Raw genomic sequence first — 24,386 nt, 5'->3', positions numbered from 1 at the left:
CCTTGAGTGTGCTCAATGTACCGGCGCCGTGCCCGTTCCCCGCGCCAGTTCCAGGCGCGGCAGGGGCAGGCCGCTGAGGTCGGCCTGCTGCTGGAGGGCCTCCAGCCGCTGGGCGGCCAGGAGCCGGACCGGCCCCAGGGCCAGGCCCAGGGCCTCGTCGCCGCAGCCCCGCAGCCGGCCCAGCCCCTCGCCCATCAGCACCGTGGCGCCGCGGCGGTTGTCGCGCTCGAGGTGCAGTTCGGCCACGGCGATCTGGAGCAGACCCTGGAGCACGGGCCGCATCGGGCCCTGGGTCTCTTGCCAGAGCTCCTCGAAGCCGTCGTGGCAGGCATACCACTCGGCCGCGTTGAAGTGTTCGATCGCCTGCTGCAGGCGAGGGTCCGCCTGCAGCAGGGTTTCCTCATCGGCGGATGGGGCGCCGGGACTCAACGCTTGGCGGGCTTCTTCACCGGCATCTTGCGCAGCCGGATCGACTCGGGGGTGACCTCCAGCATCTCGTCGGGGCCGATGTACTCCAGGGCCCGCTCCAGGGTCATCTGGATCGGCGACTGGAGGGTGTCGAGCACCTCAGCGCCGGCCGAGCGGATGTTGGTGACCTGCTTGGCCTTGCAGACGTTGAGTTCGAGATCGGGCGGACGGTTGTGCTCGCCGACGATCATCCCCTTGTAGACCTTGGTGCCGGGGGTGATGAAGAACTGGCCGCGGTCCTCGGCGCCCTTGAGGGCGTAGAAGGTGGCGGTGCCCTCCTCGAAGGCGATCAGGACGCCGTTGCGGCGGGCGTCGAAGTCGCCCTGCATGGGCCGGTAGTCGAGGAAGGAGTGGCTCATGATCCCTTCGCCGCGGCTGGCGCGGATGAACTCGCCCCGGAAGCCGATCAGACCCCGGGAGGGCACCACGAACTCGAGCTGGGTGCGGCCGTCGCTGGTGGCCTCCATGTTCTGCATTTCGCCCTTGCGGATGCCCAGCTTCTCGATGCAGCTGCCCACCGCCTCCTCGGGCACGTCCATCACCAGGGTCTCGAACGGCTCGTGGGGCGTGCCGTCGATGGTGCGGAAGATCACCTGGGGCTGGGACACCTGGAACTCGAAGCCCTCGCGACGCATCGTCTCGATCAGGATGCCGAGGTGCAGCTCACCACGGCCGCAGACGGAGAAGCGGTCGGGGGAGTCGGTGTCCTCGACCCGCAGGGCCACGTTGGTGAGCAGCTCCCGCTGCAGGCGATCACGCAGCTGGCGGCTGGTGACGAACTTGCCTTCCTTGCCGGCGAAGGGGGAGTCGTTGACGACGAAGGTCATCTGCAGGGTGGGTTCGTCCACCTTGATCAGCGGCAGGGCCTCGGGATGGTCGGGGCAGGCGATGGTCTCGCCGATGTTGACCTCATCGAAACCGGCGACGGCCACCAGATCGCCAGCCCGGGCTTCGGGGATCTCCACCCGCTGCAGCCCCTGGAAGCCGAGCAGCTTGCTGATGCGACCGCGCTTGATGCTGCCGTCGTCGCGGATCAGGGCGACGTTCTGTCCGCCGGCGATCGTGCCGTTGTGGACCCGGCCGATCATGATCCGGCCGAGGAAGTCGGAGTAGTCGAGGGTGGTGACCTGCATCTGCAGGGGCTTGGTGGGATCACCCACCGGCGGCGGCACATGCCGCAGGATGGCGTCGAAGAGCGGCTTCATGTTGTCGCTCTCGGTGGCCATGTCGGGCTTGGCGTAACCGCCCATGCCGCTGCCGAAGAGATAGGTGAAATCACACTGGTCGTCATCGGCGCCGAGCTCGATGAACAGATCGAGCACCTTGTCGACGGCCTGCTCGGGATCCACACGGGCCCGGTCGATCTTGTTGACGAAGACGATCGGCCGCAGGCCCTTCTCCAGGGCCTTCTTGAGCACGAAGCGCGTCTGGGGCATGGGGCCTTCGTTGGCGTCCACGATCAGCAGACAGCCATCCACCATGCCCAGCACCCGCTCCACCTCACCGCCGAAGTCGGAGTGACCGGGGGTGTCGACGATGTTGATGCGGATGCCGTTGTAATCCACGGCGGTGTTCTTGGAGAGGATCGTGATCCCCCTCTCCCGCTCCAGATCGTTGGAATCGAGCACACAGGTGGGCACCGCTTCACCTTCGCGGAAGATGCCGGACTGCTCGAGCAGGGCATCCACCAGGGTGGTCTTGCCGTGGTCGACGTGGGCAATGATCGCGATATTGCGTATCGGGGCGCCTTTGATGTCGCCGCTCATGGGGATGTCGTCCTGCGAAGGTGAGGGAAGGGGTTCGACGGAATCGAATCGACGGTGGTCGTTTCCAGGGAAACGGGGCGTTGATGGCGAGACGAAGAAGACATGTCGCTGTCAACGTTGCGTTCAGCCAGGCGTTCAGGTGGGCGGAATGGGGAATTCAGGGCCCTGAACGGGGACCAACCAGCGCTCTGACGCTTCGTCAGGGTTTTCGGGGAACCCTGCCGCGCCGGCCCGGTGGGACATGTGGCGAACGTTGAAGCGATTCTTTATCCTACTCCCACCCCCTCCCGCGGCACCGGCGGCGGGTCCCCGAACCTGCCGGTTCAGCGGGCCAGGCGCTGGGCGGGCTCGAACATCTCCAGGGCTTCGGTGGACCCTTCGAAGCGCCAGTGCCAGGGTTCGTAGCTCACCCCCTGGCGGTTGCCCCTGGGGAAGGAACGCACGAAATGGAACCGGGCCGCGTGGCGATCGAGCCAGCGGTAGGCGTCGGTGGTCTCGAAACTCTCCATCAGATTGGTGGCCGGCAGGCGACCGTCCCCCAGGTCCACGGCAAAGCCGGTGCTGTGTTCGGAGAAGCCCGGCGGGGCACTGACCCGGGCCCGGTCGGCGGAGGTCTGGTTGCGCTCGGCCTTGACATCGAAGAACAGCTGCTTCTGCAGATCAACGCTGCGCCAGGCACTCAGCACGGTGAGGACGACACCGTCGGCATCGGCGGCGGCGCGCATGTCCTCGAGGGCACGGGCCGCGTCCGGCCGCAGGCGCAGGCCGGGAGCGATGGCCACCAGGTCGGCGGGCGCGGCCTCGGGGTAGGGAAAGTGGCCGAGGAGCCGACCGTCCGGCCCGAGGCGGGCCGACAGACCCGGAACGGGCGTGGGGGTGATCCAGGTGCGAAGGGGGCCGATCAGCAGCAGAACGGCCCCACCGGCCAGCAGGGCGCCGGTGAGTCCCACCTGGGCCATCCGCCTGGGGAGGGAGGCCGGCCGGCGCGGGCGGGGCGTGGTGCGCCGGGCCAGCGGGATGTCGTCACCGAGGGGCATCACCGAGGAGCATCACCGAGGAGCATCACGGATGCGGGGCGGAGACGGCCTCTGCTCCGGGCCTGACCGATCCTAGTTGGGGGTCATTTCATAGGTTTCTCTACCGGGCGGTTACCCGCACGGCGGTGTTAGCTTCCAACCCACATCCCAATGGCGGAGCAGGTTTCAAGATGTTGCGAGTGGCAGTCGTGGGCGGCGGCCCCAGCGGTTCCTGTGCTGCGGAAGTTCTCGCCAAGGCCGGCATCGAGACCTGGCTGTTCGAGCGCAAGCTCGACAACGCCAAACCCTGCGGTGGGGCGATCCCCTTGTGCATGGTCGAGGAATTCGACCTGCCGGAATCGATCATCGACCGCAAGGTGCGGAACATGCGGATGATCTCCCCCTCCAACCGGGAGGTGGACATCCACCTGGAGAACAGCAACGAATACATCGGCATGTGCCGCCGGGAGGTCCTCGACGGCTTCCTGCGCAACCGGGCCGCCGAACTGGGCGCCCATCTGGTCAACGGGCTGGTGCAGAGCATCGACACCGGCAGCCAGCGCCAGGGTCCCTACACCCTCCACTACGCCGACTACTCCTCCGGCGGCCCCACCGGTGAACTCAAGACCCTCGAGGTGGATCTGATCGTCGGCGCCGACGGGGCCAACAGCCGGGTGGCCAAGGCCATGGACGCCGGTGACTACAACGTGGCGATCGCCTTCCAGGAGCGGATCCGGCTCCCCGCCGAGGAGATGGCCTACTACGAGGACCTGGCCGAGATGTACGTCGGCACCGACGTCTCGCCCGACTTCTATGCCTGGGTGTTCCCCAAGTACGACCACGTGGCGGTGGGCACCGGCACCATGCAGGCCAACCAGTCCCTGATCAAAGGCCTCCAGAAGGGCATCCGCGAGCGGGCCAGCCGCCGACTGCTGCGCGGCGAGGTGATCAAGGTGGAGGCCCACCCCATCCCCGAGCATCCCCGCCCCCGGCGGGTGGTGGGCCGCATGGCCCTGGTGGGCGACGCGGCCGGTTACGTCACCAAGAGCTCCGGCGAAGGCATCTACTTCGCCGCCAAGAGCGGCCGGATGTGTGCCGAGGAGATCGTCGCCGCCAGCGCCTCCGGCAGCCGCATCCCCACCGAGAAGGATCTCAAGGTCTACATCCGCAAGTGGGACCGCAAGTACGGCGCCACCTACAAGGTGCTGGAGCTGCTCCAGAACATCTTCTACAGCAACGATGCCGCCCGAGAGGCGTTCGTCGAGATGTGCGATGACAAGGACGTGCAGCGCCTCACCTTCGACAGCTACCTCTACAAGCGGGTGGTGGCGATGAACCCCTGGCAGCAGATCAAGCTCACCGTGCTCACCCTGGGCGCCGTGCTGCGGGGTCAGGCCCTGGCTCCCGCCGGCTACAAGCCGGTCCCCAGCGCCGTGCGCTCGGCCGAGGAAGCCGAAGCGATCCTGGCCGCCGCCGAGCCCCGCTCCTCGATGAAGCCCGCCGGCGTCCATGCCGTCACGCCGCCCGTGGATCCCGATCCCGATACCGTCAAGGAGCCCGTGCTGGTCGCCAAGTGAGAAGGGGGCCGGCCTGAGACAAGCCGGCCTGAGGACATCCTCAGGCCGGTTCCTTTTCGATCCGGCTGACCAGCAGCTTGTCGACCCGGTTGCCGTCCATGTCGACGACCTCGACCCGCAGGCCGTCCCACTCGAAACAGTCGCCGGCCTTGGGAATGTGCTCGAGGTAGTGCATCACGAAGCCCCCCAGCGTCTGGTAACCACCGCGGTCCTCCTCAGGGAGCCGGCCCTTCCCCACCAGATCCTTGAAATCAGCGATGTCCAGGGCGCCATCGAGGAGCCAGGAACCGTCCTGACGAACGATGATCATCGGGTCCTCCAGGTCCTGGCCTGAGGAGAGATCACCGACGATCGCCTCCATCATGTCGTTGAGGGTCACCAGCCCTTCAATGCCGCCGAATTCGTCGGTGACCAGGGCGATGTGGACCCCCGAGCTGCGGAACTGCTCGATCAGCTTCAGGGCCCGGGTGCTCTCGCCCACGTAGAGGGGCGGCTGCAGCAGGGCCTCGATGTCCCGGGGTCCGTCGCCGAGCTGGGCCGCCAGCAGGGTGCGGCCGCGGACCACGCCGACGCAGGCGTCGAGGCTGCCGCGGGCCACCGGGAACAGGGAGTGGTTCACCTCCATCACCCGCTGCAGATGGGTCTGGGGCGATTCGGCCAGGTCCAGCCAGCAGATGTCGGTGCGCGGCGTCATGATCGCCTTGACCGGTCGGTCGGCCAGCCGGAACACCCGCTCCACCATGGCGTGCTCGGCCACCTCGAACAGGCCGGATTCCGTTCCCCGTCGCAGCAGGGTCCTGATCTCCTCCTCGGTGATCTCCGGCTCACCGGTCTCGCCGATGCCCATGAGGCTGAGGAGGCGATCGGTGGACGCCCCCAGCAGGTGAGCGAGGGGGGCCATCCAGCGCGACAGGGCCCGCATCGGGGGCGCCACGGCACAGGCGATGCGTTCCGGGTCGTTGAGGGCGATGCGCTTCGGCACCAGCTCCCCCAGCACCAGGGAGAGGAAGGTGATGGCGGTGACCACGATCCCCAGGGCGAGGGGTTCGGCCCAGGGGCGCAGCGCCGGCACCGCCTCGAGCAGCGGCTGCAGCGACTGGGCCACCCGGGAGCCACCGAGGGCGCCGCTGAGGATGCCGATCAGGGTGATGCCGATCTGAACAGTGGAGAGGAAGTCGTTGGGGGAGCGGATCAGCTGCAGGGCCACCCGCGCGGGATGGTGGCCCCGCTCCGCCTCCTGCTCCAGGCGCAGGCGACGGGCCGACATCATGGCCAGCTCGGATCCCGACAGGACCCCGTTGAGCAGGATCAGCACGCCGATCACCAGGCCTTCCAGCAGCAGCGACGACAGGGACGACGACGGCGAAGGAGACGGCAACGGTGTGACGGGCACGGATGACGACAGTAAGCAGGACGGCGACAGGGGGGCCGGAGGGCCTGCGTCTCAGCCCCCCAGACGGCTGAAGTCGGCGAGCACCGAGGCCTGGTTGCGCAGCACCGCCAGCAGCCGCAGGCGGTTGCGGCGCACCTCCGGCTCGTCGCAGAGCACCATGACGCTGTCGGGGCCGTCGAAGAAGGCGGCCAGGGTGGCGCCGCTCTCCCCCAGCAGCCGGGCCAGCGGTTCGTAGCGGGCGGTTCCGCTGGCGGCGGCATGGACCGCCAGCCGCTCCAGCACCGCCAGCACGGCGGCCTCGCTGGGGGAACCGAACAGATCCGGGTCCACCACCCCATCGGGGCTGACCAGATCCGCCGCCAGGTCGGCCTGTTCGGCCAGGCGCGAGGCCCGCTGCACCACCGCCTGCACCAGGGGCAGGCTGCCTTCGCTGCGCAGACGTCGCAGCAGCTCCACCCGGGCCCGGGCATCGGCCGGATCCCGCAGCAGCCGCTCAAGGGAGACGCCATCGCCGGCCACGGCCTGGACCAGATCGGAGCTGGAGCCCTCCTCCTCCAGCAGGCTGGCCAGGCGCTGGCGCAGGAAGTCGAGCAGGTCGGCGGCCAGGGCCAGCGGCTGCACCGCCAGATCGGGCAGCAGCCGCTGCCAGTGGGCGGTGGCCTCGGCCATCAGGCCCACCAGGTCGAGCGACCAGGCCCGATCCCAGAGGATCTGGAGCAGGCCGTTGCCCGCCCGGCGCAGGGCGTAGGGATCGGAGGAGCCGCTGGGCCGCTCCCCCCTGGCGAAGATGCTGAGCAGCAGCTCCAGCCGTTCGGCCAGGGCCAGCACCGCCCCCGCCTCGGAACCCGGCAGGGCGTCGCCGGCGCCGCGGGGCTGGTAGTGCTCCAGCACCGCCAGGGCCACGGCGCGGGTCTCGCCCTCCGCCAGCAGGTACTTGGCCCCCATCACCCCCTGCAGCTCCGGGAATTCCCCCACCATCTGGCTGACCAGGTCGTGCTTGCACAGGGGAGCGGCCCTCCGCGCGGCGACGGCGGCGGCATCGCCCACCGGCAGGCGACGGCAGACCAGATCCGCCAGCCAGGCCAGGCGCTGGCTGCGATCGGCCAGGCTGCCGAGCCCCTCGGCGAAGGTGACCCGCTCGAGGGCCTCGACCCGCTCGGCGCTGCTCTGACGGCGATCCGCCGCCAGGAAGAAGGCCGCGTCCGCCAGCCGGGCCCGCAGCACCCGCTCGTTGCCGCGCCGGATCGTGTCGGCCGCGCCGGCCAGGCCGTTGGACAGGCAAAGGAACCGGGGCATCAGGGCCTCCCCGGCCACCAGGGCCAGGGGATCGGCCGGGGCGTCCGCCAGGCGCAGGGGCACGTAGCGCTGGTGGGAGCGCATCACGGTGCTGAGCACCTCCGGGGGCAGGGCCAGGTAGTCGGCGTCGATGGAGCCCTCGATCAGCCGGGGGGACTCCACCAGGTCGACCAGCTCGTCGAACAGGGCTTCCGGCAGATCCAGCTCGGCCCCCGCCGCTGTCGCTGCCGCCTCCAGGGCGGTGCGGATCGCGGCGCCCCTGGCCTGCCGGTCGACCTGGACATCGGCGGCCTCCAGGGCGGCGGCATAACCCGCGGCGGAGGGGATCGTCACCGCTCCGTCATGGAGACGGTGGCCGCGGCTGAGGCGATCGCTGGCCAGGGGCGGATCCACGTCGGTGAGCGCCACCGGCACCACCGCCTCGTCGAGCAGCGCCACCAGCCAGCGCAGGGGCCGGCTGAAGCGGCCATCACCGGCACCCCAGCGCATGAAGCGCCGCCCCTGCAGGGAACGGATCCAGCCGGGAATGCAGCCGGCCAGCACCTCGGCGGTGGGGCGGCCGGCCTCGGTGGTGCGGGCGAACACGAAGGGGCCCTTGTCGGTCTCGCGGATTTCCAGCTGGTCGGGGCTGCAGCCGCAGCGCCGGGCGAATCCAATGGCGGCCTGGGTGGGCTGGCCATCGCGGAACGCCTGCTGGGCCGGCGGACCCTTGCGATCCTCGACCAGGTCCTCCTGCTCCCGGGGCAGGCCGGTGACGGTCACGGCCAGTCGCCGGGGGGTGCCGCCGGTGCTGATCGTGTCGCAGGCGAGGCGGGCCTCCCGCAGGTCGCGGGCCACGATCGCCTCCAGCTGGGGCTGGGCCAGGCGCACGAAATCGGCCGGCAGTTCCTCGGTTCCGATCTCCAGAAGAAAGGTGGCCATGCAGGGGAGCGGGCAGAACGCGACTGTATGCAAAGGAGGGAAACGGCCGGAACCTCCGGCGGTGCGCCACGTGCCGTTCGCTAGTTTCAGTTCAGATACCGTTCCGCATGCCGATGTCCTCGACGACGGTCGCCGACAGCACGTCGCTCCCATCGGCTCCCCCCGCCAAGCCCCCCACCAAGCAGGAGGCGCTCAAGGCCGGCAGCGGCCACCTGCATGATCCCCTGGCGGGCGAACTGGGCAACGATCTGCCCAGCTTCACGGATCCCGCCGTCCAGATCCTCAAGTTCCACGGCAGTTACCAGCAGGACGACCGGGACAAACGCCGCAAGGGCGCCGACAAGGACTGGCAGATGATGCTGCGGCTGCGCAACCCCGGCGGGCGCATCCCCACCTCCCTTTACCTGGCGCTGGATTCCCTCGCCGATCGGCTGGGCAACGGCACCCTGCGGATCACGACGCGCCAGGCCTTCCAGATGCACGGCGTCCAGAAGACCGACCTCAAGGAGGTGATCGGCGGCATCGTGCGGGCCCTGGGCTCCACCCTGTCGGCCTGCGGGGACATCAACCGCAACGTGATGGCCCCGGCCGCCCCCTTCGAGCGCGATGGCTACCCGGAGGCCCGCCTGCTGGCCGATCGCATCGCCGACCTGCTGGCCCCCCAGGCCGCCGAGGGCTCCTACCTCGACCTCTGGGTCGACGGCGACCTGAGCTATCGCATCAAGCCCAAGGGCCCCGTGAAGAAGGCGCGCCGTCTGCAGGAGAGCGGAGCCGTGTTCAGCGGTGACGCGGCCGAACCCCTCTACGGCTCCACCTACCTGCCGCGCAAGTTCAAGGTGGCCGTCACCGTCCCCGGGGACAACTCGGTGGACCTGCTGACCCAGGACATCGGCCTGGTGCTGTTCAGCGACCCCTCCGGCCGGCCGCTGGGCTGCAACGTCTATGTGGGCGGTGGCATGGGGCGCACCCACAACAAGGACGAGACCTTCGCCCGCACCGCCGATCCCCTCGGCTACGTCGGCGCCGCCCATGTGCTGGAGCTGGTGCAGGCGATCGTCGCCCTGCAGCGGGACCACGGCGACCGGGAGCAGCGCCGCCACGCCCGGATGAAATATCTGATCCACGACCGGGGGGTGGACTGGTTCCGCACCGAACTGGGCCGGTACTTCCCCCATCCGATCAAGGGGATGCGCCGGGAGCCCCCCGCCGTCCTCACCGACTACCTGGGCTGGCATCGCCAGTCCCCGGGCCTGTGGTTCGTGGGCCTGCCGGTGCTGTGCGGACGCCTGCAGGGGGAGCTGAAGAGCGGCCTGCGCCGTCTCGTCGAGACCTACCAGCTGGAGGTGCGGCTCACCCCCAACCAGGACCTGCTGCTCTGCAACATCGGCAGCGCCCAGCGGGCGTCGGTGCGGGAGGGTCTGGCGGCCCTCGGCCTCACCGCCCCCGAGGCGCCGGCCCCCCTGGCCCGCCATGCCCTGGCCTGCCCGGCCCTGCCCCTGTGCGGCCTGGCGATCACCGAAGCCGAACGGATCCTCCCCGAGGTGCTCAACCGCCTCGAGGCCCTGCTGGAGCGGCTGGAGATCCGCAAACCGCTGCTGGTGCGCATGACGGGCTGCCCCAATGGCTGCGCCCGCCCCTACATGGCCGAGATCGGTCTGGTGGGCAGCGCCGTGGACGCCTACCAGCTGTGGCTCGGCGGCAGCCACGGCCTGACGCGGCTGGCCAGCCCCTACCTGGAGAAGATGCCTCTGGAGAAGCTCGAGGCCACCCTGGAGCCCCTGCTGGTGGCCTGGCGCGACGAGGGCGGCCCCCGCAGCCGCTTCGGCGACTTCATCGAGCGGATCGGGGCCGAGCGGGTCACCGGGCTGCTCGCCGCTTCCTGATGGGCCGCCCCACCGCCGGCCCCGTCCAGCCCCTTCTGGGCGCCCTCCTTGGCATGGTGCTGGCGGGGCTGCTGCCTTGCTCAGGGCGGACCAGTGAGGCGGCGGAGCGGCCGCGGGCGCCCGAGGCCCCGGTGCAGTACTTCCAGTCCGATCCCCTGGCCTGCCAGCCGGACGCCATCAGGGCCGCCTACAAGACCCATCTGCAGCCCTTCGCCGACCAGAGTCCGGCGGTGCTGGCCCAGCTGCGCCGCGTGCAGGACGACATGACCCTGGCCAGCCTCAAGCGCTGCGTCCAGAAGGGACTGCTGACCCGCCCCCAGGCCAGCGTGCTGTTCCGGGAACTGGGCCTGACCCTGCCGGGCACCGTGATCCCGGTCACCAGCAGCCCGGCACCCGCCACCGCTCAGCCGGCACCGTCCCCGGCACCGGCAACAGCGCCGTAGAGGGCCCGCGGTTCGCCGCGGCGCCAGGCCCAGAGCTGGTCGCCGTGGCTGAAATGCCACCACTCGTTGGGGTGCTGGGCGAAACCGGCCTCCTCCATCACCGCCGCCAGCAGCCGGCGCCGCTGGTGCCACTCGGCGGCCTCGCTGCCGGGGGCGGCACCGGCGTGGTGGTCGGGCTCGGAGATGGCGCCGATCGCATCGATCTCCCCGCCCATGGCCAGGGGGCGGCCGCTGGCCTCGGCCAGGGTGAGATCCACCGCGGCGCCGGTGCTGTGGGGGGGCGGGGTGGCCGGATCGGCACTCGGCGGGGCCCAGAAGCGATCCACCTCCGCCGCCACGGCCTGCTGGGGGAGGCCGAAGGCGTCGGGGTCGAGGCCCCTCTCGCGGCAGGCCTCACGGAAGGACTGGCGCACCATGAACGCCTGAACGGCGATGGGGCGCCAGGCGTCGAAGATGGCCAGCCGCCACTCGGGCCGGCGCTGCTGCAGCCGCTCCTGGGCCCGCTCCAGCCGATCAATCACCCCGCGGCGCAGCCGGAAGGGACTGGCGCCGGCGCCATAGGGCGCCCCCAGGGCCTGATAGGGGTGGGGCTCCAGACGCCACAGGCTCGGCGGCAGGTCGCCCAGGGGCTCGCCCCCATCGGCGATGGGGATCGGACTCCAGGGGCGCAGGGGCGGCATGGGGGCGGCGGGTCCGGCTCGGGCCGGTGTCTGGCTCAATTCAACTGGGCCGCCTCCACCGAGCGGCGCCGCTGGGCTTCGAGGGCCCCGCTCAGATGCGGATGGCGGGCCAGGTCCGGATCCTCCGCCAGGATCCGCCGCGCCGCCAGCCGCGCCTCCTCCAGCACGGCGCCGTCGTCGCTGAGGCTGGCCAGGGCCAGGTCCGGCAGGCCCGACTGGCGGGTGCCGAGCACCTGGCCGGGTCCCCGCAGCCGCAGGTCCATCTCGGCGATCTCGAAGCCGTCGCTGCTGCGGGCCAGCAGCTCCAGCCGCTGGCGGGCCATGGCGTTGTCGCCCTCGTGCAGCAGCAGGCAATGGGAGGCGGCGGCCCCCCGGCCCACCCGGCCCCGCAGCTGGTGCAGCTGGGCCAGACCGAAGCGCTCGGCATGTTCGATCACCATCACACTCGCCTCCGGCACGTCCACTCCCACCTCCACCACCGTCGTGGACACCAGCACCTGGGAGCGCCCCTCCTGGAAAGCGCCGATGGCCCGCTGCTTCTCCTCACCGGTCATCCGGCCGTGCAGCAACCCCACCGTGAGCTCAGGGAACACCTCCTCGTCGAGGTGGCGGTGCACCTCCACGGCGGAGCGGAGATCGAGCTTCTCCGATTCCTCCACCAGGGGCAGCACCACGTAGGCCCGCTGCCCCTTGGCCACCTCCTGGCGCACCAGCTCCCAGGCACCGGCGCGCTCGGATCCCCGCAGCAGCCTGGTGCGGATCGGCGTGCGGCCCGGGGGCAGTTCATCGATCTGGCTGAGGTCCAGATCGCCATGGATCGAGAGGGCCAGGGTGCGGGGGATGGGGGTGGCGGTCATGGTGAGCAGATGGGGCTGGAGCCCCTTGGCCAGCAGCCGGTTGCGCTGCCGCACGCCGAAGCGGTGCTGCTCATCCACCACCACCAGCCCGAGGCGGTCGAACTGGACCGGATCCTCCAGCAGGGCGTGAGTGCCCACCAGCAGCTTCACCTGGCCGTTGACCAGGTCCTGCAGCACCTGGCGGCGGCGGCGGGCGGGGGTGGAGCCGGTGAGCAGCTCGATGCTGACGTCGAGCTGGGGCAGCCAGCCGGCCAGCTTGTGGAAATGCTGGGCCGCCAGCACCTCGGTGGGCGCCATCAGGGCCCCCTGACAGCCGGCGGCGATGGCCCCCAGCAGGGCCGCCAGGGCCACCACCGTCTTGCCGCTGCCCACGTCCCCCTGGACCAGCCGGGCCATGGGCTGGGGGCGCTCCATGTCGGCGCGGATCTCCGCCAGTACGCGGCTCTGGGCGCCGGTGAGGGGAAAGGGCAGCAGGTCGAGGAAGCGGCTCACCAGGTCTTCGCCGCCGCTGGGCAGGAGCAGCGGCGGGGCCGGAGAGCGGCGCAGGCGCTCGCGCCGCTGCCCCAGGGCCAGCTGCAGCAGCAGGAACTCATCGAAAACCAGGCGCCGGCGGCAGCGCTGCAGCTCTTCCCGGTCGGCGGGGCGATGGAGACCCAGCAGCGCCTCGCCACGGCCCGTCAGGCCCAGCTCCAGGCGCAGGGACTCCGGCAGGGGATCGGGCCAGCGGCTCGCCGCCGGCAGCACGGCGGCGATGGCCCGGGCGAGGGCCTCGCCACTGAGGCCCTCGGTGAGGGCATACACGGGCACGAACCGTCCGATCCGCTCCGACCGCACCGGCGCGCCGGGGGCCTCCAGCACCTCCAGCAGGGGATCGCCGAAGCAGGGGCCATAGGGGCTGTCCTTCACCAGCCCGCTGACGGCCACCGTGGCCCCAATCGGATACAGGCGCTGCTGGGCCTTGAGCCAGCCGGGACTGCTGAAGCGGCGACCCGCAAAGAACCGCGTCACCTTCAGTCGGCCCGTCACGTCCTGCAGCTGCAGCTCCAGGATCGCCAGGTTGGGGTTGCGGGGGCTGCCGAAGGCATGGCAGCGGCGCACCGTCGCCACGATGGTGGCGGTGCGCCCAGGCTCCAGGGCCGCGATCCGCACCAGATGGGCGTAATCGAGGTAGTCGCGGGGGTAGTGGTGGACCAGATCGCGCACCACCAGCAGGCCGAGGGCGGCGAGGCGGGTGGCGGTCTTCGGGCCGATCCCGGGCACCTCCGCCAGGGGGGTCTGGGGATCGAGCCGCCGGGGAGCGCCGGCGGTTGGCCCCACCGCAGGATCAGGGGGCCCCAGCCGCAGGCGTGGGGGTCCGATGGGCCGGACCTCCTGCCGGCGGCGGCGCAGCTCATGCAGCCCCTGCCGCAGGCGCCGCACCAGCGACTGGCGGCCCGCCAGCGCCAGGGCGCCGTACCCGGCGAAGTCCCGGGACAGGGCGGCCAGCTGCTGGCGCTCGGCGGCCTCGAGCCCCTCCGGCGCCGCCGCCAGGGAGCTGCCGATGAAGCCGCTGAAGCGATCGCGGCGCCCCTGGAGATCAGCGAAGCCGGCTTCGGCCTCGAGGCGGCAGGCCAGCTGCAGGGGCGTGCACCAGCGCTCCAGGGTCTGCTCCAGGGCTTCGGACACGGGCGCGGCCGCACCTTCCACGGCGGGGCTGCCGTTCAGTCGGTCGGAATCGATGGGGGGCGGATGTCCTGCAGCCAAAGCTGTTCGGCCTGATGGATCCGTAGCCGCCGTTGCAGGCGACGGAACTGCTGGGCCATTCTGCGAACCTCCTGGCGATGCTGCTGCAGCCGCCGCCGGCAGGTGCGCAGGCGGGGTTCCTCCAGCTCCAGATCGGTGGGCCGAAGCAGCACCGCCAGCGTCTGCGCCTGGGGTCCGCGGGCGCCAGGGAAGGGCAGGGGCAACCGCATCAGGTTGGCGGGGGCGGCCATGGTCTCCAGCTGGCCGGCCAGCACCGCATCCAGCAGGCTCACCGGCAGCAGGCTGCGGCTGACGCCACCGCGCAGCAGTTCCACATTGATGGCATGGGAGAGGTTGCGCAGGCGGCGGGCCAGGGCCAGCTCCATGCCGTCCATCCAGCGCAGCACCCGCTCGGGATCGTCGGGAAGCCGCCCCGCCTGCCAGAGGGAATCCTCCAGCTCCTCCAGGTCGGACCGCCCCTTCGTCTCGTCCGAGGGGCCCTCCTCGGGGCCATCCTCGGAATCCTCGTCAGGGTCGTCGAACTGGGCGTCGTCCGGATCGTGCCGCTCCCCTTCGTCGGTGTCCGGAGGGGGAGCCTCCCCATGGCCCAGCGCACCCCAGAGGAAGGATCCGCCAGCCAGGGGCGGTGCGAAGGCAATCTGCACCGATCCGGGCGGCAGGGGCTCCGGTTCTCCGCCCCCGCTCTCCCCCTCCCAGGTGAGTTCCTCCAGCAGCTGCTCCCGGTCGTGACGGTCGCGGCGCTGGCGCTCCCGGGAGATCTGGGCCGCCAGAATCACCAGGTGCTCCACCGTGAGCAGGCTGCAGCAGCGCCCCACCAGCTCCTGGATCTGGCCGTGCAGGAGCTGCCGGCGCTCGAGCGGGAGTTCGGTGTAGCGCTGGGGGTGGACCTGGGTGGAGAGATGGAAGCAGGCCTGGCGGACCTGCTGGGGCAGCGCCTGGCGCAGCACCTGGAGGTACAGGGCGACGTGGCGGTAGAGCTCCGGGTTCGACTGCGTCAGCCGCCGGTTCAGGGCCTGGAGCTGACCCGGCAGATCGATCGAATCGGACGGGTCGCTCAACGGCTCCGGCTCAGGCCGCCTTGCCCATCGCCGCCACTTCAGCGGCGAAATCCGACTGCTCCACCTCAATGCCCTCACCGAGGGTGTAGCGGGTGAAGCGGCGCACCCGGATGTTCTCACCGGTCTTGCCGGCGGCCGACTTGACCATCTCACCGACGGTCACGGTGTTGTCGCGGATGAAGGGCTGGTCCATCAGGGCCAGTTCCTTGAGGCGCTTGCCGATGCGCCCCGCCACGATCTTGACCTTCATCTCCTCCTTCTTGCCGGCGAGATCGTCGCGACCCATCTCGATGGACTTCTCGCGCTCCGCCACTTCGGGGGGGATGTCGTCGGTGCTGACGTATTCCACGTTGGGGCAGGCGGCGATCTGCATCGCCACGTTGCGCACCAGCTCCTGGAAGAGTTCGCCGCGGGCCACGAAATCGGTCTCGCAGTTCACCTCCACGAGCACACCGACGCGGGCGCCGGTGTGGATGTAGCTGCCGACGGCCCCTTCGGCCGCCGTACGGCCGGCCTTTTTCTCGGCGGTGGCGATGCCCTTCTGGCGCAGCCATTCGGCGGCCTTGGTGGCATCCCCACCGGACTCGGTGAGGGCCTTCTTGCAGTCCATCATGCCGGCGCCGGTCTTGTCGCGCAGTTCCTTGACGAGCTTCGCTGTGATCTCAGCCATGGGTCGGGAGGGAGGGAGGTCGGGAGGGAGAGAACGGCTCAGGCGTCGTCGTCGCCGCCGCGCTGATCCTGCGCTCCATGGCGGCCTTCATTGATGGCATCCGCCAGCCGGCCCAGCACCAGTTGCACGGAACGCACGGCGTCGTCGTTGCAGGGGATGGGAACGTCGCAGAGATCGGGATCGCAATTGGTGTCAAGCATGGACACCAGGGGGATGTCGAGCTTGCGGCACTCGAGCACGGCGTTGGTCTCGCGGCGCTGATCCACCAGCACCACCACATCGGGCAGGCGGCGCATGTTCTTGAGGCCGCCCAGATACTTCTGCAGACGGTCGAGCTCACGCCGAAGCACGGCGGCTTCCTTCTTGGGCCGCATGGCGATGGCACCGGAGGACTCCATGCGCTCCAGGTCCTTGAGGCGGTCGATGCGGGCCCGCATCGTGCTCCAGTTGGTGAGCATGCCGCCCAGCCAGCGCTGGTTGACGTAGGAAGCGCCGCAGCGGGCGGCTTCCTGGGCGATGACCTCGGAGGCCTGCTTCTTGGTGCCGACGAACAGGAAGCGCTTGCCGCTGCGGGCGGCACTGCGGGTCCATTTGTAGGCGTTGTTCATGCAGACGGCGGTCTGCACGAGATCGATGATGTGGACTCCGTTGCGCGCGCAATAGATGTAGCGCGACATCTTGGGATTCCAGCGACGGGTCTGGTGTCCGAAGTGGGCACCAGCTTCCATCATCTCGGCGAGAGTGACGACAGCCATTGGGGTTGTGGGGTTTCGGGTTGGCCTCCACCTGCCAGGGATGCCGCTCCCAGGGAAGGGGGGCGGATCACCCGAAACGTGCAGGTGTGCGGTGTTGGTGTGACCGGGTCAACCTACCAAATGGCCCTGCTGGCGGGCTTCGGCATGGAGGGCCCGCACCCCGAAGCGGTTGAGGGGCAGCCGCAGCAGCTCCATCGCCAGCCCCGCCTTGCCGTGGCGGATCAGCCAGCGCAGCAGGGGCCGCAGGGTCCGTTCATTGATCAGGCCGCCGAGGGTGAGCAGCTCCCAGAGCGCCAGATGCAGCCAGGTGTACTGGATGATGAAGCGCACCCGCCGGGTGGGGTGCTTGCGGTAGAAGACCAAGCCCATCTTGGCCCGTTCCCGCTCCACCCGCACCAGATCGGGGATCTGCTCGAGGCTCAGGGGCGGATGCCAGTGGTAGCCCACGGCCTCGGGGCAGCGCACCAGCCGCACGCCCATGCGGCGCAGCCGTTCCCCGAGCTCCAGATCCTCCCAGCCGTAGAGGCGGAAGCCGGTGTCGAACAGGCCCGACTGCTCCAGCACCCGGCGGTCGATCGCCACGTTGCCGGTGGCGAAGTAGGCCCAGGAGAGATCCCGCAGCTTGTGGGGCTCCGACGTGGGCGCTTCGAAGTTGTGGGTGTTGATCACGGCGCCGTAGGTGAAGCAGAGCCGGTCGCCGCTCTCCTGCCAGGCCCGCGCCAGGGCCGTGGCGTGGTGCAGCAGGAACCGCTCCGTCACCACCAGATCACTGTCGATGAAGACGATCACATCGCCACGGGCCTCCTCCACGCCGCGGTTGCGCCCCTCGGCGGGGCCGCCGTGGTCCTGGCGGATCAGGCGCAGATGGGGGAAGGCGGTGGCATGGGCATCCAGCCAGCGCACCGTGTCGTCGGTGGAGCCGTCGTCCACCAGCACCACCTCGTAGGCCTGCAGGGGGCCGTCGATCTCCTGGAGCTCCAGGGCCTGCAGGCACTGGCGCAGGATCGGCAGCCGGTTGTAGGTGGGGATGACGACGCTGATGAACATCGGGTGACGGTGCGAGGCAGGGCCGCTGGCAGCGGGTGGGTCGGTCGTGGCGGCCATGAAAAAAGGGGGATCCCGATCGAATCCCCCCGGTGCCGCCATGACCGGACAGGCGTGATCAGTCGGCGGCGCCGCCGTTGTTGGCCGTGCCGGTCACGCCGTTGCCGGCCCCTTCACCGCGGCCGTCGTTACGCAGCTTGCGCTTCTTGAACTTGCGGGCGTAGGCCCGGTTGCGCTCCTGCTTTTCCTTCTTGAGGTTCCTGCGTTTCGACATAGGTGATGCGAGCCTTGAAAAGACTGTGAGGTTCCACCCTACTCACCCGACCACGGCCTCACCGGCCCACAGCCGGCCATCCTCCATCCGCACCAGGCGGTCGGCCACATCGAGGATGCGGGGGTCGTGGGTGACCATCAGCACGCCGCAGCCCTCGTCCCGGGCCAGGCGCTGGAGCAGTTCCACCACCTCCCGGCCGGTGCGGCTGTCCAGGGCGGCAGTGGGTTCGTCGGCCAGGAGCAGGCGGGGGTGGGCGGCGAGGGCCCGGGCGATCGCCACCCGTTGCTTCTGGCCGCCGGAGAGGTCGTGGGGCAGCTTGCCGAGGTGGTCGGAGAGGCCCACGGCCCGCAGCCACTCGCGGGAGAGGTCGCGACGGGCGCGGTAGCCCAGATCCGGCAGCAGGTCGGCGCCCATCTGCACGTTCTGCTCGGCGGTGAGGCAGCGGAGCAGGTTGTGGCCCTGGAAGATCATGCCGACGTTGCGGCGCAGCAGCTGGCGCTCATGGCGGCTGGAGCCGTTCAGCTCGCAGCCCAGCACCCGCACCGACCCCTCCATCACCTGGCGCAGGGCCCCCACCAGGGTGAGCAGGGTGGTCTTGCCGCAGCCGGAGGGCCCCGTGAGCAGCACCACTTCGCCGGGGTGGATCTCCAGATCGATGCCCTGGAGCACCTGGCGCCGCATCGCGCCGGAGCCGTACCAGTGGCTGAGACCCCGCACCGACACCGTGGCGAGGCCATCGGCCGTGCCGGCCACGGGCGGGGCGGAACCGGTGTGGAGCGTGGTCATCGGCTCAGGAAGGAATGGCTCAGAAAATGTCGGCCGGATCGGCGTCGCCCAGCTTGCGCATCGCCATCGCCGCCGACCCCATGCACATCACCAGGATCATCAGGAAGACGGTCATGGACCGGTCACCGGCCATCGCCACCGGCAGCTTGGTGGCGGCATGGATGGCGGCATACAGCACCTGGCCGGCGAGGTAGGCGGGCACGTAGCCGAAGATCGCCAGCAGCAGCCCCTCGCGCGCCACAACCCCCAGAAGGGTGAGCAGGCTGTAGCCCATGGCCATCAGGGTGGCGTACTCCGGCAGGTGGTCGCTGACGTCGGAGTAGAGGATCTGATAGACGATCACGCAGCCCACCACGAAGCCCATGGCGGCGCCCAGGGTGAAGATGAAGCCGATGGCGGTGCTGGTGCGCCAGTAGTCCATCTCCAGATCCAGGAAGCCCTGCTTGGTGAGCACGGTCACGTCTTCCGGCAGCAGGCGGCGCAACCGGTCCACCACCTGGGCGGGGTCGGCCCCGGGGCGGAGCCGGATCAGACCCAGTTCGATGCTGCCCGGCGGGTTGTTCGGCACCAGGCTCAGCAGGGTTTCCCGGCTGGTGAGGAGGTTGCCGTCGGCACCGAAGGAGGGCCCTGAACTGAACAGGCCCGCCACCCGCAGCCGCTTGCCGGCCACCTCGCTCTCGACGGTCCGGCCCTCCCGGAACCATTTCGCCACCGGTCCGAACTCGTCACGGGAGAGGTCGTCGAAAAGCACCCGGCCCTTCTGGGTGAGGCGGGGCGCCATGGCGGTGACGGCCGGATCGAGGAACAGGGGATCCCCCGGTTCAAAACCCAGGGCCAGGATCGAGCGCGTGCCCTTGGTCTGGGGGTTGCGCCAGAGCAGCAGGTTCCAGTGCACTGGGGTGATGCCGGTCACGTCCGGATCGGCCTTGGCCTGCACCAGCCGTCGCTCGGGGAAGCCGGTCATGCTGATCGAGCTCTTGCTGCGGGGGCTGAGCAGCACCAGATCGGTGTCGAACAGCTTGTGCACCGTGACGCTGGAGTCGAACAGGGCGTCGCGGAAGCCCAGCTGCATGAACATCAGGATCCCGGCGAAGGTGATCCCGGCCAGGGCCACCGCCAGGCGCATCGGCTGGCGGGTGAGCAGCAGCCAGGCCAGCGGGATGCGGCGTCCCTGCCAGAGGCTCATGGCTGCATGCGGGCGATGACCTTGAGGCCGCTGAGGTCGGCGACCTTCGCCCCATCCTGGGGATCGAGCCGCACCCGCACCTCGACGACGCGGGCATCGGCATCACCGGTGGGGTCGGTGGAGAGCACCTCCCGCTGGCGGACCTGGGGACTGATGCGCCGCACTGTGCCCCGGAGGGTGCCGTCGAAGCCGCCGTTCTCACTGGTGAGGGTGACGGCCTGGCCGACACGCACACGATCGATGTCGCTTTCGTAGACCTCGATCGAGGCTTCCATGCGATCGCTGGCCCCCAGCTCGAGGATGCCCTTGTCGCCGGGCCGTTCGCCGACGCGGGACTGGATGCGCAGCACCGTTCCGTCAATCGGGGCCCGCAGTTCGGTGTTGACCAGGTCGGTGCTGGCCTTGACCAGGGAAGCCCGGGCCTCTTGCAGCTGCCCCTGGAGCTCCAGAGTGCGCTGCTCAAGCACATCCAGATCGGCGGCGGAATAGGCGCCGTCGCTGGCCAGCTTGCGATAGCGCGCCAGGTCGCGGGTCTGGATCGTGAGCCGGCGGCTGAGGTTGGCGATCCGGGTGCGGATCAGCTCGAGTTCCGCCCGCTGCAGGGGCTGGTTGTCGAAACGGGCCAGCAGCTGGCCGGCCCGCACCCGGTCACCCTCGGCCACCAGCAGCTCGGTGATGCGGGGGCTGCCGCCGATGCCCGTGATCGGCGCCGCCAGGATGCGCACGTCACCGTCGGGCTCCAGCTGGCCCAGGGCCGCCACGGCCTCCACCGGGGCCGGCGGACGGGCGACAGCGGCGGCCGGAGTCTTGGCGGGCTGCAGGCGCTGGTACAAGACGACACCGCCCACCAGCAAACCCGCCACGCCGGCGACGATCAGGCCGTTGCGCCAGGGACCGGTGGGTCGTCGAAGAGCAGGTCCTCGATGTAGCGGTCCGCCCACTGGGGGTTGAACGCCTTCTCCAGCACCCTCCGGGTCTTGTCGTTTTGTTTCTGTTGCTTGCAATACCTCAGCTGCCCGCGCCATCGCGCAACCGTAGCCGGATCGTCATGGGCTTGGGAAGGGCTCGCAGCCGCCGCTGTGGCCAGCACGCCGAGGAACGTCGCCACCTCCTCGACGAACCCCTTTTCCTCCGCCTCCGACTCCGGCCGCACGAAGAGCACGTGGGGGGAGAAGATCGATCCCCAGGGGGGCAGATCGCGCACCTGGGCGAAGGCGGGCCGCTCCCGGCCGGCCAGGGCCGCGGCGATGGATTCCGGCAGGGTCTCCCCAACGGGGGAGAGATCGACGATGGCGGCGCTCACCCCGGCCTTGCCGGCGACAATGTCGGCGCCGAAGACCGGCAGGTCGTGGCGGGGATCGGGGAAGAAGACGCAGTGGAGGATCTGCAGCCCGGCCCCGAGGCGCGCCGTCTCCAGGTGCAGCTTGCGCAGCCCGCGGCAGCGGTGCACCTCGTTGCGGATGAACAGGGCATCCCCGTCCAGGCTGCCGCTGATCGCCTCCAGTTCCGGGTCGATGGCCAGGGGGGCCAGATCCGGCAGAGCATGGCGACAGAGCCGGATCCGCTCCGCCAGGGAATCCACCAGGGGATGGATGCCACCGTCAACGACCGGTGCGACCTCACCCATGGACACGTCGTCACAGCAGAATGCGGATCCTGCCATGCATCCGTGAGCGATTCCCTGGGTTGTTGCGGGTCCTTGCTGCCCGGTCTGGCCGCCCCCGTCAGCCACACCCTCGCCAACGGGGTCGAACTGGTGCAGCTCGACCTGGAGGACGCCCCCCTGGTCTGCCTCGATTTCTGGTGCCGCGCCGGCAGCGCCTTCGAGACGCCCGCGGAGAGCGGCCTGGCCCATTTCCTCGAGCACATGGTGTTCAAGGGCAGTGACGGGCTGGCGGCCGGGGAGTTCGATCGCCGCATCGAGGCCCTGGGGGGCAGCAGCAACGCCGCCACCGGCTTCGACGACGTCCACTTCCACGCCCTGATGCCCCCGGAGGCGGCGGCCGAGGCCCTTGATCTGCTGATGGATCTGGTGCTGCAGCCCCGGCTCGACCCCGACAGCTTCGCCATGGAGCGGCAGGTGGTGCTGGAGGAGCTGGCCCAGAGCGAGGACCAGCCCGAGGAGGTGGCCCTGCAGCGGCTGCTGTCCCTGGCCTGTCCCGACCATCCCTACGGTCTGCCGATCCTGGGGCGGCGACAGGCCCTGCTGGACCATGACCCGGCCGCCATGGCGGCCTTCCACCACCGCCAGTACGCCGCCGGCCGCTGCGTCCTGTCCCTCGCCGGTGCCGTCGGCGATGGCGCCCTGATGGATCGGGCCGCCAGCGGCCCCCTCGCGGCCCTGGCGGCCAGCGGCGCGCCGATGGTGCCGGCGGAGCTGAGCGTCACCCCGGGGGTGCACCGGCTGGCGGTGCCGCGGCTCGAGGCCGCCCGCCTGCTGATGCTGTGGTGGCTGCCGCCCGCCGCTGATCTGGAGGCCATGGCCGGGGCCGACCTGGGCACCACCGTGCTGGCGGAAGGACGCCGCAGCCGTCTGGTGGAGCGGCTGCGGGAGCAGCTGCAGATCGTGGAGAGCATCGATCTGGACCTGCACGCCATGGAGGGCGGCAGCATCGCCCTGCTGGAGGCCGTCTGCGATCCCGAGGAGCTGGGCGAGGTGCGGCAGGCCATCGACCAGGTGTGGCAGGAGCTCCGCCAGGACGCCCTGGATGAACAGGAGTGGGGACGGGCCCGGCGCCTCGTCGCCAACGGCTACCGCTTCTCCCTGGAATCCCCCGGCGGCGTGGCCTCCCTGATCGGCAGCAGCCGCCTCTGGGGCCGGCCCCAGCCCCTCGGCCATCCCCTGGAACTGCTGGAGCGCTGGTCGCCCCAGAGGCTCCAGGAGCAGACGCTGCCCCTGCTGGATCCGGCCCGGGCCTGCGTGCTCGAGGCGGTGCCGGCATGAGCATCGCCCCATCCCCCGGCAGCCACCCGTCCGGCAGCGAAGACAGCCGCGTCCTGGAGGGCGGCCTGCCCCTGCGGATCCTGCACCGGCCCGGGCCGGCGATCCTGGCGGCCCGCCTCGCCATCCCCGGCGGCAGCGGCCGCGACCCCGCCGGTGCCCGCGGCGCCCACCAGCTGCTGGCCGGCACCATGACGCGGGGCTGCGGGGACCTCGATGCCGAGGCCCTCGCCGACTGTGTCGAGGGGGCCGGTGCCGCCCTGCGGGTGGAGGCCCACGAGGATGGCCTGGTGCTGGCCCTGAAGTGCGCCGCCGACGACGCCACCACCCTGGTGCCCCTGCTGCTGGCGATGGCCCGGCGGCCCCGGCTGGAGGCCGACCAGGTGGCGATCGAGCGCCAGCTCAACCTGCAGATGCTGCAGCGCCAGAAGGAGGACCCCTTCCAGCTGGCCCACGACCAGCTGCGCCGGCTGCTCTACGGCGACGGGCCCTACGGCCATGACCCCCTCGGGATCGAAGCGGAACTGGCCGGCCTCGGGCCGGACGATCTGCGCCCCCTGGTGGAACGGCTCGGCAGTGACGGCGCCGTCCTGGTGCTCTGCGGCGACGCCCCCGCCGCCCTGGGGGAGGTGCTGGAACGGGAACTGGCGGCGTCCCCCTGGAGCACCCACGCCCCGGTGACCCAGCCCTTCGCCGGTCCGCCGCCGGCCACCGGTCACCTGGGCCAGCAGGTGCAGGACACCGAACAGGTGGTGCTGATGCTGGGGGCCGCCACCGTTCCCCTGGCCCACCCCGACGCCCTGGCCCTGCGGTTGCTGCAGGCGCACCTGGGCCTCGGCATGTCCAGCCGCCTGTTCATCACGATGCGGGAGGAGCGTGGTCTGGCCTACGACGTCGGTGTGCACCTGCCGGCCCATGCCGGCGGCGCGCCGTTCGTCATGCACCTGTCCACCTCGGCCGAGCGGGTGGCGGAAGCCACCACCTGCCTGCTGGACGAGTGGCAGCGACTCCTGGAGGAGCCGCTGGACGAGGGCTCACGGCTGCTGGCCCTGGCCAAGTTCCAGGGGCAGGACGCCATGGGGCGCCAGACCTGCTCCCAGATCGCCGAGCGTCTGGCGCTGGTGCTCAGCCAGGGCCTGCCCGCCGACCATGTGCGCCGGGTGCTGGAGCGGGCCCCTGGCCTCGGCGCCGGGGATCTGCGCTCGGCCGCCTGCCGCTGGCTCGCCTCCCCGTCCCTGAGCCTGGTGGGCCCGGCCCCGGCCCTGGCGCAGGCGCAGCTGGCCTGGCAGAACCACGGCCTCAGCCGTCGACCGGGGCGGGTTCCAGATCCGTCGCGTTGATCAGGAAGGTGCCGCGGCGGAAGCGGATGGCCCGCAGATCCAGGGCCCGGATCTCCACCACGCGGCCCACCTCCCCCGGATCCACCAGGTCCGGCGGGCGCAGCATCGGCATCGGGTCGGCGGTCTTGAGGTAGCGAAGCGGCTGGCGCAGCCGCACCGCATCCCCCAGGTGGATCTCCACCGGCGGAACCGTCGGCGCCATTTCCTCGGCGGCGGGCGGGTCGGTGGGGGTTGAATCCGGCATCGGTGCGGGGTCCGGCGGTAGGGGGCTCCGGCGGTACGGGTGCCC

The 24,386-nt window shown here is 70.7% G+C and carries 22 protein-coding genes; 5 read left to right on the top strand and 17 right to left on the bottom strand.

The annotated features are described in order from the left end of the window. Positions 1-12: 12 nt before the first annotated feature. The 3 genes from H6G99_RS01100 to H6G99_RS01090 all read right to left on the bottom strand — a co-directional run bounded on the left by H6G99_RS01100 (position 13) and on the right by H6G99_RS01090 (position 3,271). Complete coding sequence (locus H6G99_RS01100; RefSeq protein WP_190609365.1) at positions 13-429, bottom strand: DUF309 domain-containing protein; 417 nt, start codon at positions 427-429, stop codon at positions 13-15. Further along, a complete protein-coding gene (gene typA / locus H6G99_RS01095; protein ID WP_015108155.1) occupies positions 426-2,234 on the bottom strand; it encodes a translational GTPase TypA in 1,809 nt (602 codons plus the stop codon). Before typA ends, H6G99_RS01100 begins: the two co-directional genes overlap by 4 nt. 323 nt (positions 2,235-2,557) lie before the next feature. Further along, positions 2,558-3,271: a M15 family metallopeptidase gene (locus H6G99_RS01090; protein ID WP_190609363.1), complete on the bottom strand. Its 714-nt coding sequence runs from the start codon at positions 3,269-3,271 to the stop codon at positions 2,558-2,560. 170 nt (positions 3,272-3,441) lie between these two features. Between H6G99_RS01090 and chlP the strand changes: the two genes are divergently transcribed. Beyond that, positions 3,442-4,827, top strand: coding sequence for a geranylgeranyl reductase (gene chlP / locus H6G99_RS01085; protein ID WP_190609361.1), 1,386 nt, complete (start codon positions 3,442-3,444; stop codon positions 4,825-4,827). Between the two features lie 40 nt (positions 4,828-4,867). On the opposite strand, the gene H6G99_RS01080 is transcribed toward chlP, so the two are convergent. Together H6G99_RS01080 and glyS are read right to left on the bottom strand one after the other, a co-directional pair. Further along, entirely contained in the window at positions 4,868-6,205 is a 1,338-nt protein-coding gene (locus H6G99_RS01080) for a hemolysin family protein (protein ID WP_233133814.1), read from the bottom strand. Positions 6,206-6,271: 66 nt separating this feature from the next. Further along, the gene (gene glyS / locus H6G99_RS01075) at positions 6,272-8,437 is read right to left on the bottom strand and encodes a glycine--tRNA ligase subunit beta (protein ID WP_190609359.1); all 2,166 of its coding nucleotides are present in this window, start codon (positions 8,435-8,437) and stop codon (positions 6,272-6,274) included. A 113-nt stretch (positions 8,438-8,550) separates the two neighbouring features. Here glyS and sir point away from each other — a divergent pair, with 113 nt between their 5' ends. Next, positions 8,551-10,320, top strand: a complete 1,770-nt coding sequence (gene sir, locus H6G99_RS01070; protein ID WP_094584523.1) for a sulfite reductase, ferredoxin dependent — start codon at positions 8,551-8,553, stop codon at positions 10,318-10,320. After that, positions 10,320-10,763 carry a hypothetical protein gene (locus tag H6G99_RS01065; protein WP_094584522.1) on the top strand — a complete coding sequence of 148 codons (444 nt, stop codon included), beginning with the start codon at positions 10,320-10,322 and terminating at the stop codon, positions 10,761-10,763. The genes sir and H6G99_RS01065 overlap by 1 nt, the downstream gene beginning before the upstream one ends. Here H6G99_RS01065 and H6G99_RS01060 read toward each other — a convergent pair. The 11 genes from H6G99_RS01060 to H6G99_RS01010 all read right to left on the bottom strand — a co-directional run bounded on the left by H6G99_RS01060 (position 10,724) and on the right by H6G99_RS01010 (position 21,443). Continuing rightward, positions 10,724-11,443: a M15 family metallopeptidase gene (locus H6G99_RS01060; RefSeq protein WP_190609357.1), complete on the bottom strand. Its 720-nt coding sequence runs from the start codon at positions 11,441-11,443 to the stop codon at positions 10,724-10,726. The genes H6G99_RS01065 and H6G99_RS01060 overlap by 40 nt on opposite strands. A 35-nt stretch (positions 11,444-11,478) precedes the next feature. After that, complete coding sequence (gene recG / locus H6G99_RS01055; RefSeq protein ID WP_353617141.1) at positions 11,479-13,965, bottom strand: ATP-dependent DNA helicase RecG; 2,487 nt, start codon at positions 13,963-13,965, stop codon at positions 11,479-11,481. A 35-nt stretch (positions 13,966-14,000) separates the two neighbouring features. Further along, positions 14,001-15,101 carry a hypothetical protein gene (locus H6G99_RS01050; protein ID WP_286190921.1) on the bottom strand — a complete coding sequence of 367 codons (1,101 nt, stop codon included), beginning with the start codon at positions 15,099-15,101 and terminating at the stop codon, positions 14,001-14,003. Positions 15,102-15,111: 10 nt separating this feature from the next. Continuing rightward, on the bottom strand, positions 15,112-15,771 hold the full coding sequence (tsf, locus tag H6G99_RS01045; protein WP_094584521.1) for a translation elongation factor Ts: 660 nt from the start codon (positions 15,769-15,771) through the stop codon (positions 15,112-15,114). A gap of 38 nt (positions 15,772-15,809) precedes the next feature. Beyond that, positions 15,810-16,526, bottom strand: a complete 717-nt coding sequence (rpsB, locus tag H6G99_RS01040; RefSeq protein WP_094584520.1) for a 30S ribosomal protein S2 — start codon at positions 16,524-16,526, stop codon at positions 15,810-15,812. 108 nt (positions 16,527-16,634) lie between these two features. Next, entirely contained in the window at positions 16,635-17,573 is a 939-nt protein-coding gene (locus tag H6G99_RS01035; protein WP_094584519.1) for a glycosyltransferase family 2 protein, read from the bottom strand. A gap of 115 nt (positions 17,574-17,688) precedes the next feature. Continuing rightward, on the bottom strand, positions 17,689-17,844 hold the full coding sequence (locus H6G99_RS01030; RefSeq protein ID WP_011293689.1) for an Asl3888 family RNA-binding protein: 156 nt from the start codon (positions 17,842-17,844) through the stop codon (positions 17,689-17,691). Between the two features lie 42 nt (positions 17,845-17,886). Then, complete coding sequence (locus tag H6G99_RS01025) at positions 17,887-18,630, bottom strand: DevA family ABC transporter ATP-binding protein (RefSeq protein ID WP_094584518.1); 744 nt, start codon at positions 18,628-18,630, stop codon at positions 17,887-17,889. Between the two features lie 19 nt (positions 18,631-18,649). Then, complete coding sequence (devC, locus tag H6G99_RS01020; protein ID WP_094584517.1) at positions 18,650-19,816, bottom strand: ABC transporter permease DevC; 1,167 nt, start codon at positions 19,814-19,816, stop codon at positions 18,650-18,652. After that, the gene (locus H6G99_RS01015; RefSeq protein ID WP_190609356.1) at positions 19,813-20,679 is read right to left on the bottom strand and encodes an efflux RND transporter periplasmic adaptor subunit; all 867 of its coding nucleotides are present in this window, start codon (positions 20,677-20,679) and stop codon (positions 19,813-19,815) included. Before H6G99_RS01015 ends, devC begins: the two co-directional genes overlap by 4 nt. Before the next feature lie 11 nt (positions 20,680-20,690). After that, on the bottom strand, positions 20,691-21,443 hold the full coding sequence (locus tag H6G99_RS01010) for a phycocyanobilin:ferredoxin oxidoreductase (RefSeq protein WP_190609354.1): 753 nt from the start codon (positions 21,441-21,443) through the stop codon (positions 20,691-20,693). A gap of 72 nt (positions 21,444-21,515) precedes the next feature. Between H6G99_RS01010 and H6G99_RS01005 the strand changes: the two genes are divergently transcribed. Together H6G99_RS01005 and H6G99_RS01000 are read left to right on the top strand one after the other, a co-directional pair. Next, positions 21,516-22,760 (top strand): M16 family metallopeptidase, encoded by a 1,245-nt coding sequence (locus tag H6G99_RS01005; protein WP_286190920.1) that lies wholly within the window; start codon positions 21,516-21,518, stop codon positions 22,758-22,760. After that, a complete protein-coding gene (locus tag H6G99_RS01000) occupies positions 22,757-24,097 on the top strand; it encodes a M16 family metallopeptidase (protein ID WP_190609349.1) in 1,341 nt (446 codons plus the stop codon). The genes H6G99_RS01005 and H6G99_RS01000 overlap by 4 nt, the downstream gene beginning before the upstream one ends. Here H6G99_RS01000 and H6G99_RS00995 read toward each other — a convergent pair. Then, complete coding sequence (locus H6G99_RS00995; RefSeq protein ID WP_353617140.1) at positions 24,057-24,341, bottom strand: NAD(P)H dehydrogenase assembly family protein; 285 nt, start codon at positions 24,339-24,341, stop codon at positions 24,057-24,059. The two genes, H6G99_RS01000 and H6G99_RS00995, sit on opposite strands and share 41 nt — an antisense overlap. Positions 24,342-24,386 lie beyond the last annotated feature (45 nt).

The sequence above is a fragment of the Synechococcus sp. FACHB-909 genome, assembly GCF_014698945.1.
Taxonomy (GTDB): domain Bacteria; phylum Cyanobacteriota; class Cyanobacteriia; order PCC-6307; family Cyanobiaceae; genus Cyanobium.
Note: the sequence above shows the minus strand (reverse complement) of the source record. Positions and strands in the feature narration are given on the sequence as shown.

Coding starts and splice junctions, on each gene's coding strand:
- typA (WP_015108155.1), bottom strand. CDS start 2,234: ATGAGCGGCGACATCAAAGGCGCCCCGATACGCAATATCGCGATCATT.
- H6G99_RS01090 (WP_190609363.1), bottom strand. CDS start 3,271: ATGCCCCTCGGTGACGACATCCCGCTGGCCCGGCGCACCACGCCCCGC.
- chlP (WP_190609361.1), top strand. CDS start 3,442: ATGTTGCGAGTGGCAGTCGTGGGCGGCGGCCCCAGCGGTTCCTGTGCT.
- glyS (WP_190609359.1), bottom strand. CDS start 8,437: ATGGCCACCTTTCTTCTGGAGATCGGAACCGAGGAACTGCCGGCCGAT.
- sir (WP_094584523.1), top strand. CDS start 8,551: ATGTCCTCGACGACGGTCGCCGACAGCACGTCGCTCCCATCGGCTCCC.
- H6G99_RS01065 (WP_094584522.1), top strand. CDS start 10,320: ATGGGCCGCCCCACCGCCGGCCCCGTCCAGCCCCTTCTGGGCGCCCTC.
- H6G99_RS01060 (WP_190609357.1), bottom strand. CDS start 11,443: ATGCCGCCCCTGCGCCCCTGGAGTCCGATCCCCATCGCCGATGGGGGC.
- tsf (WP_094584521.1), bottom strand. CDS start 15,771: ATGGCTGAGATCACAGCGAAGCTCGTCAAGGAACTGCGCGACAAGACC.
- rpsB (WP_094584520.1), bottom strand. CDS start 16,526: ATGGCTGTCGTCACTCTCGCCGAGATGATGGAAGCTGGTGCCCACTTC.
- H6G99_RS01035 (WP_094584519.1), bottom strand. CDS start 17,573: ATGTTCATCAGCGTCGTCATCCCCACCTACAACCGGCTGCCGATCCTG.
- H6G99_RS01030 (WP_011293689.1), bottom strand. CDS start 17,844: ATGTCGAAACGCAGGAACCTCAAGAAGGAAAAGCAGGAGCGCAACCGG.
- H6G99_RS01025 (WP_094584518.1), bottom strand. CDS start 18,630: ATGACCACGCTCCACACCGGTTCCGCCCCGCCCGTGGCCGGCACGGCC.
- devC (WP_094584517.1), bottom strand. CDS start 19,816: ATGAGCCTCTGGCAGGGACGCCGCATCCCGCTGGCCTGGCTGCTGCTC.
- H6G99_RS01010 (WP_190609354.1), bottom strand. CDS start 21,443: ATGGGTGAGGTCGCACCGGTCGTTGACGGTGGCATCCATCCCCTGGTG.
- H6G99_RS01000 (WP_190609349.1), top strand. CDS start 22,757: ATGAGCATCGCCCCATCCCCCGGCAGCCACCCGTCCGGCAGCGAAGAC.
- H6G99_RS00995 (WP_353617140.1), bottom strand. CDS start 24,341: ATGCCGGATTCAACCCCCACCGACCCGCCCGCCGCCGAGGAAATGGCG.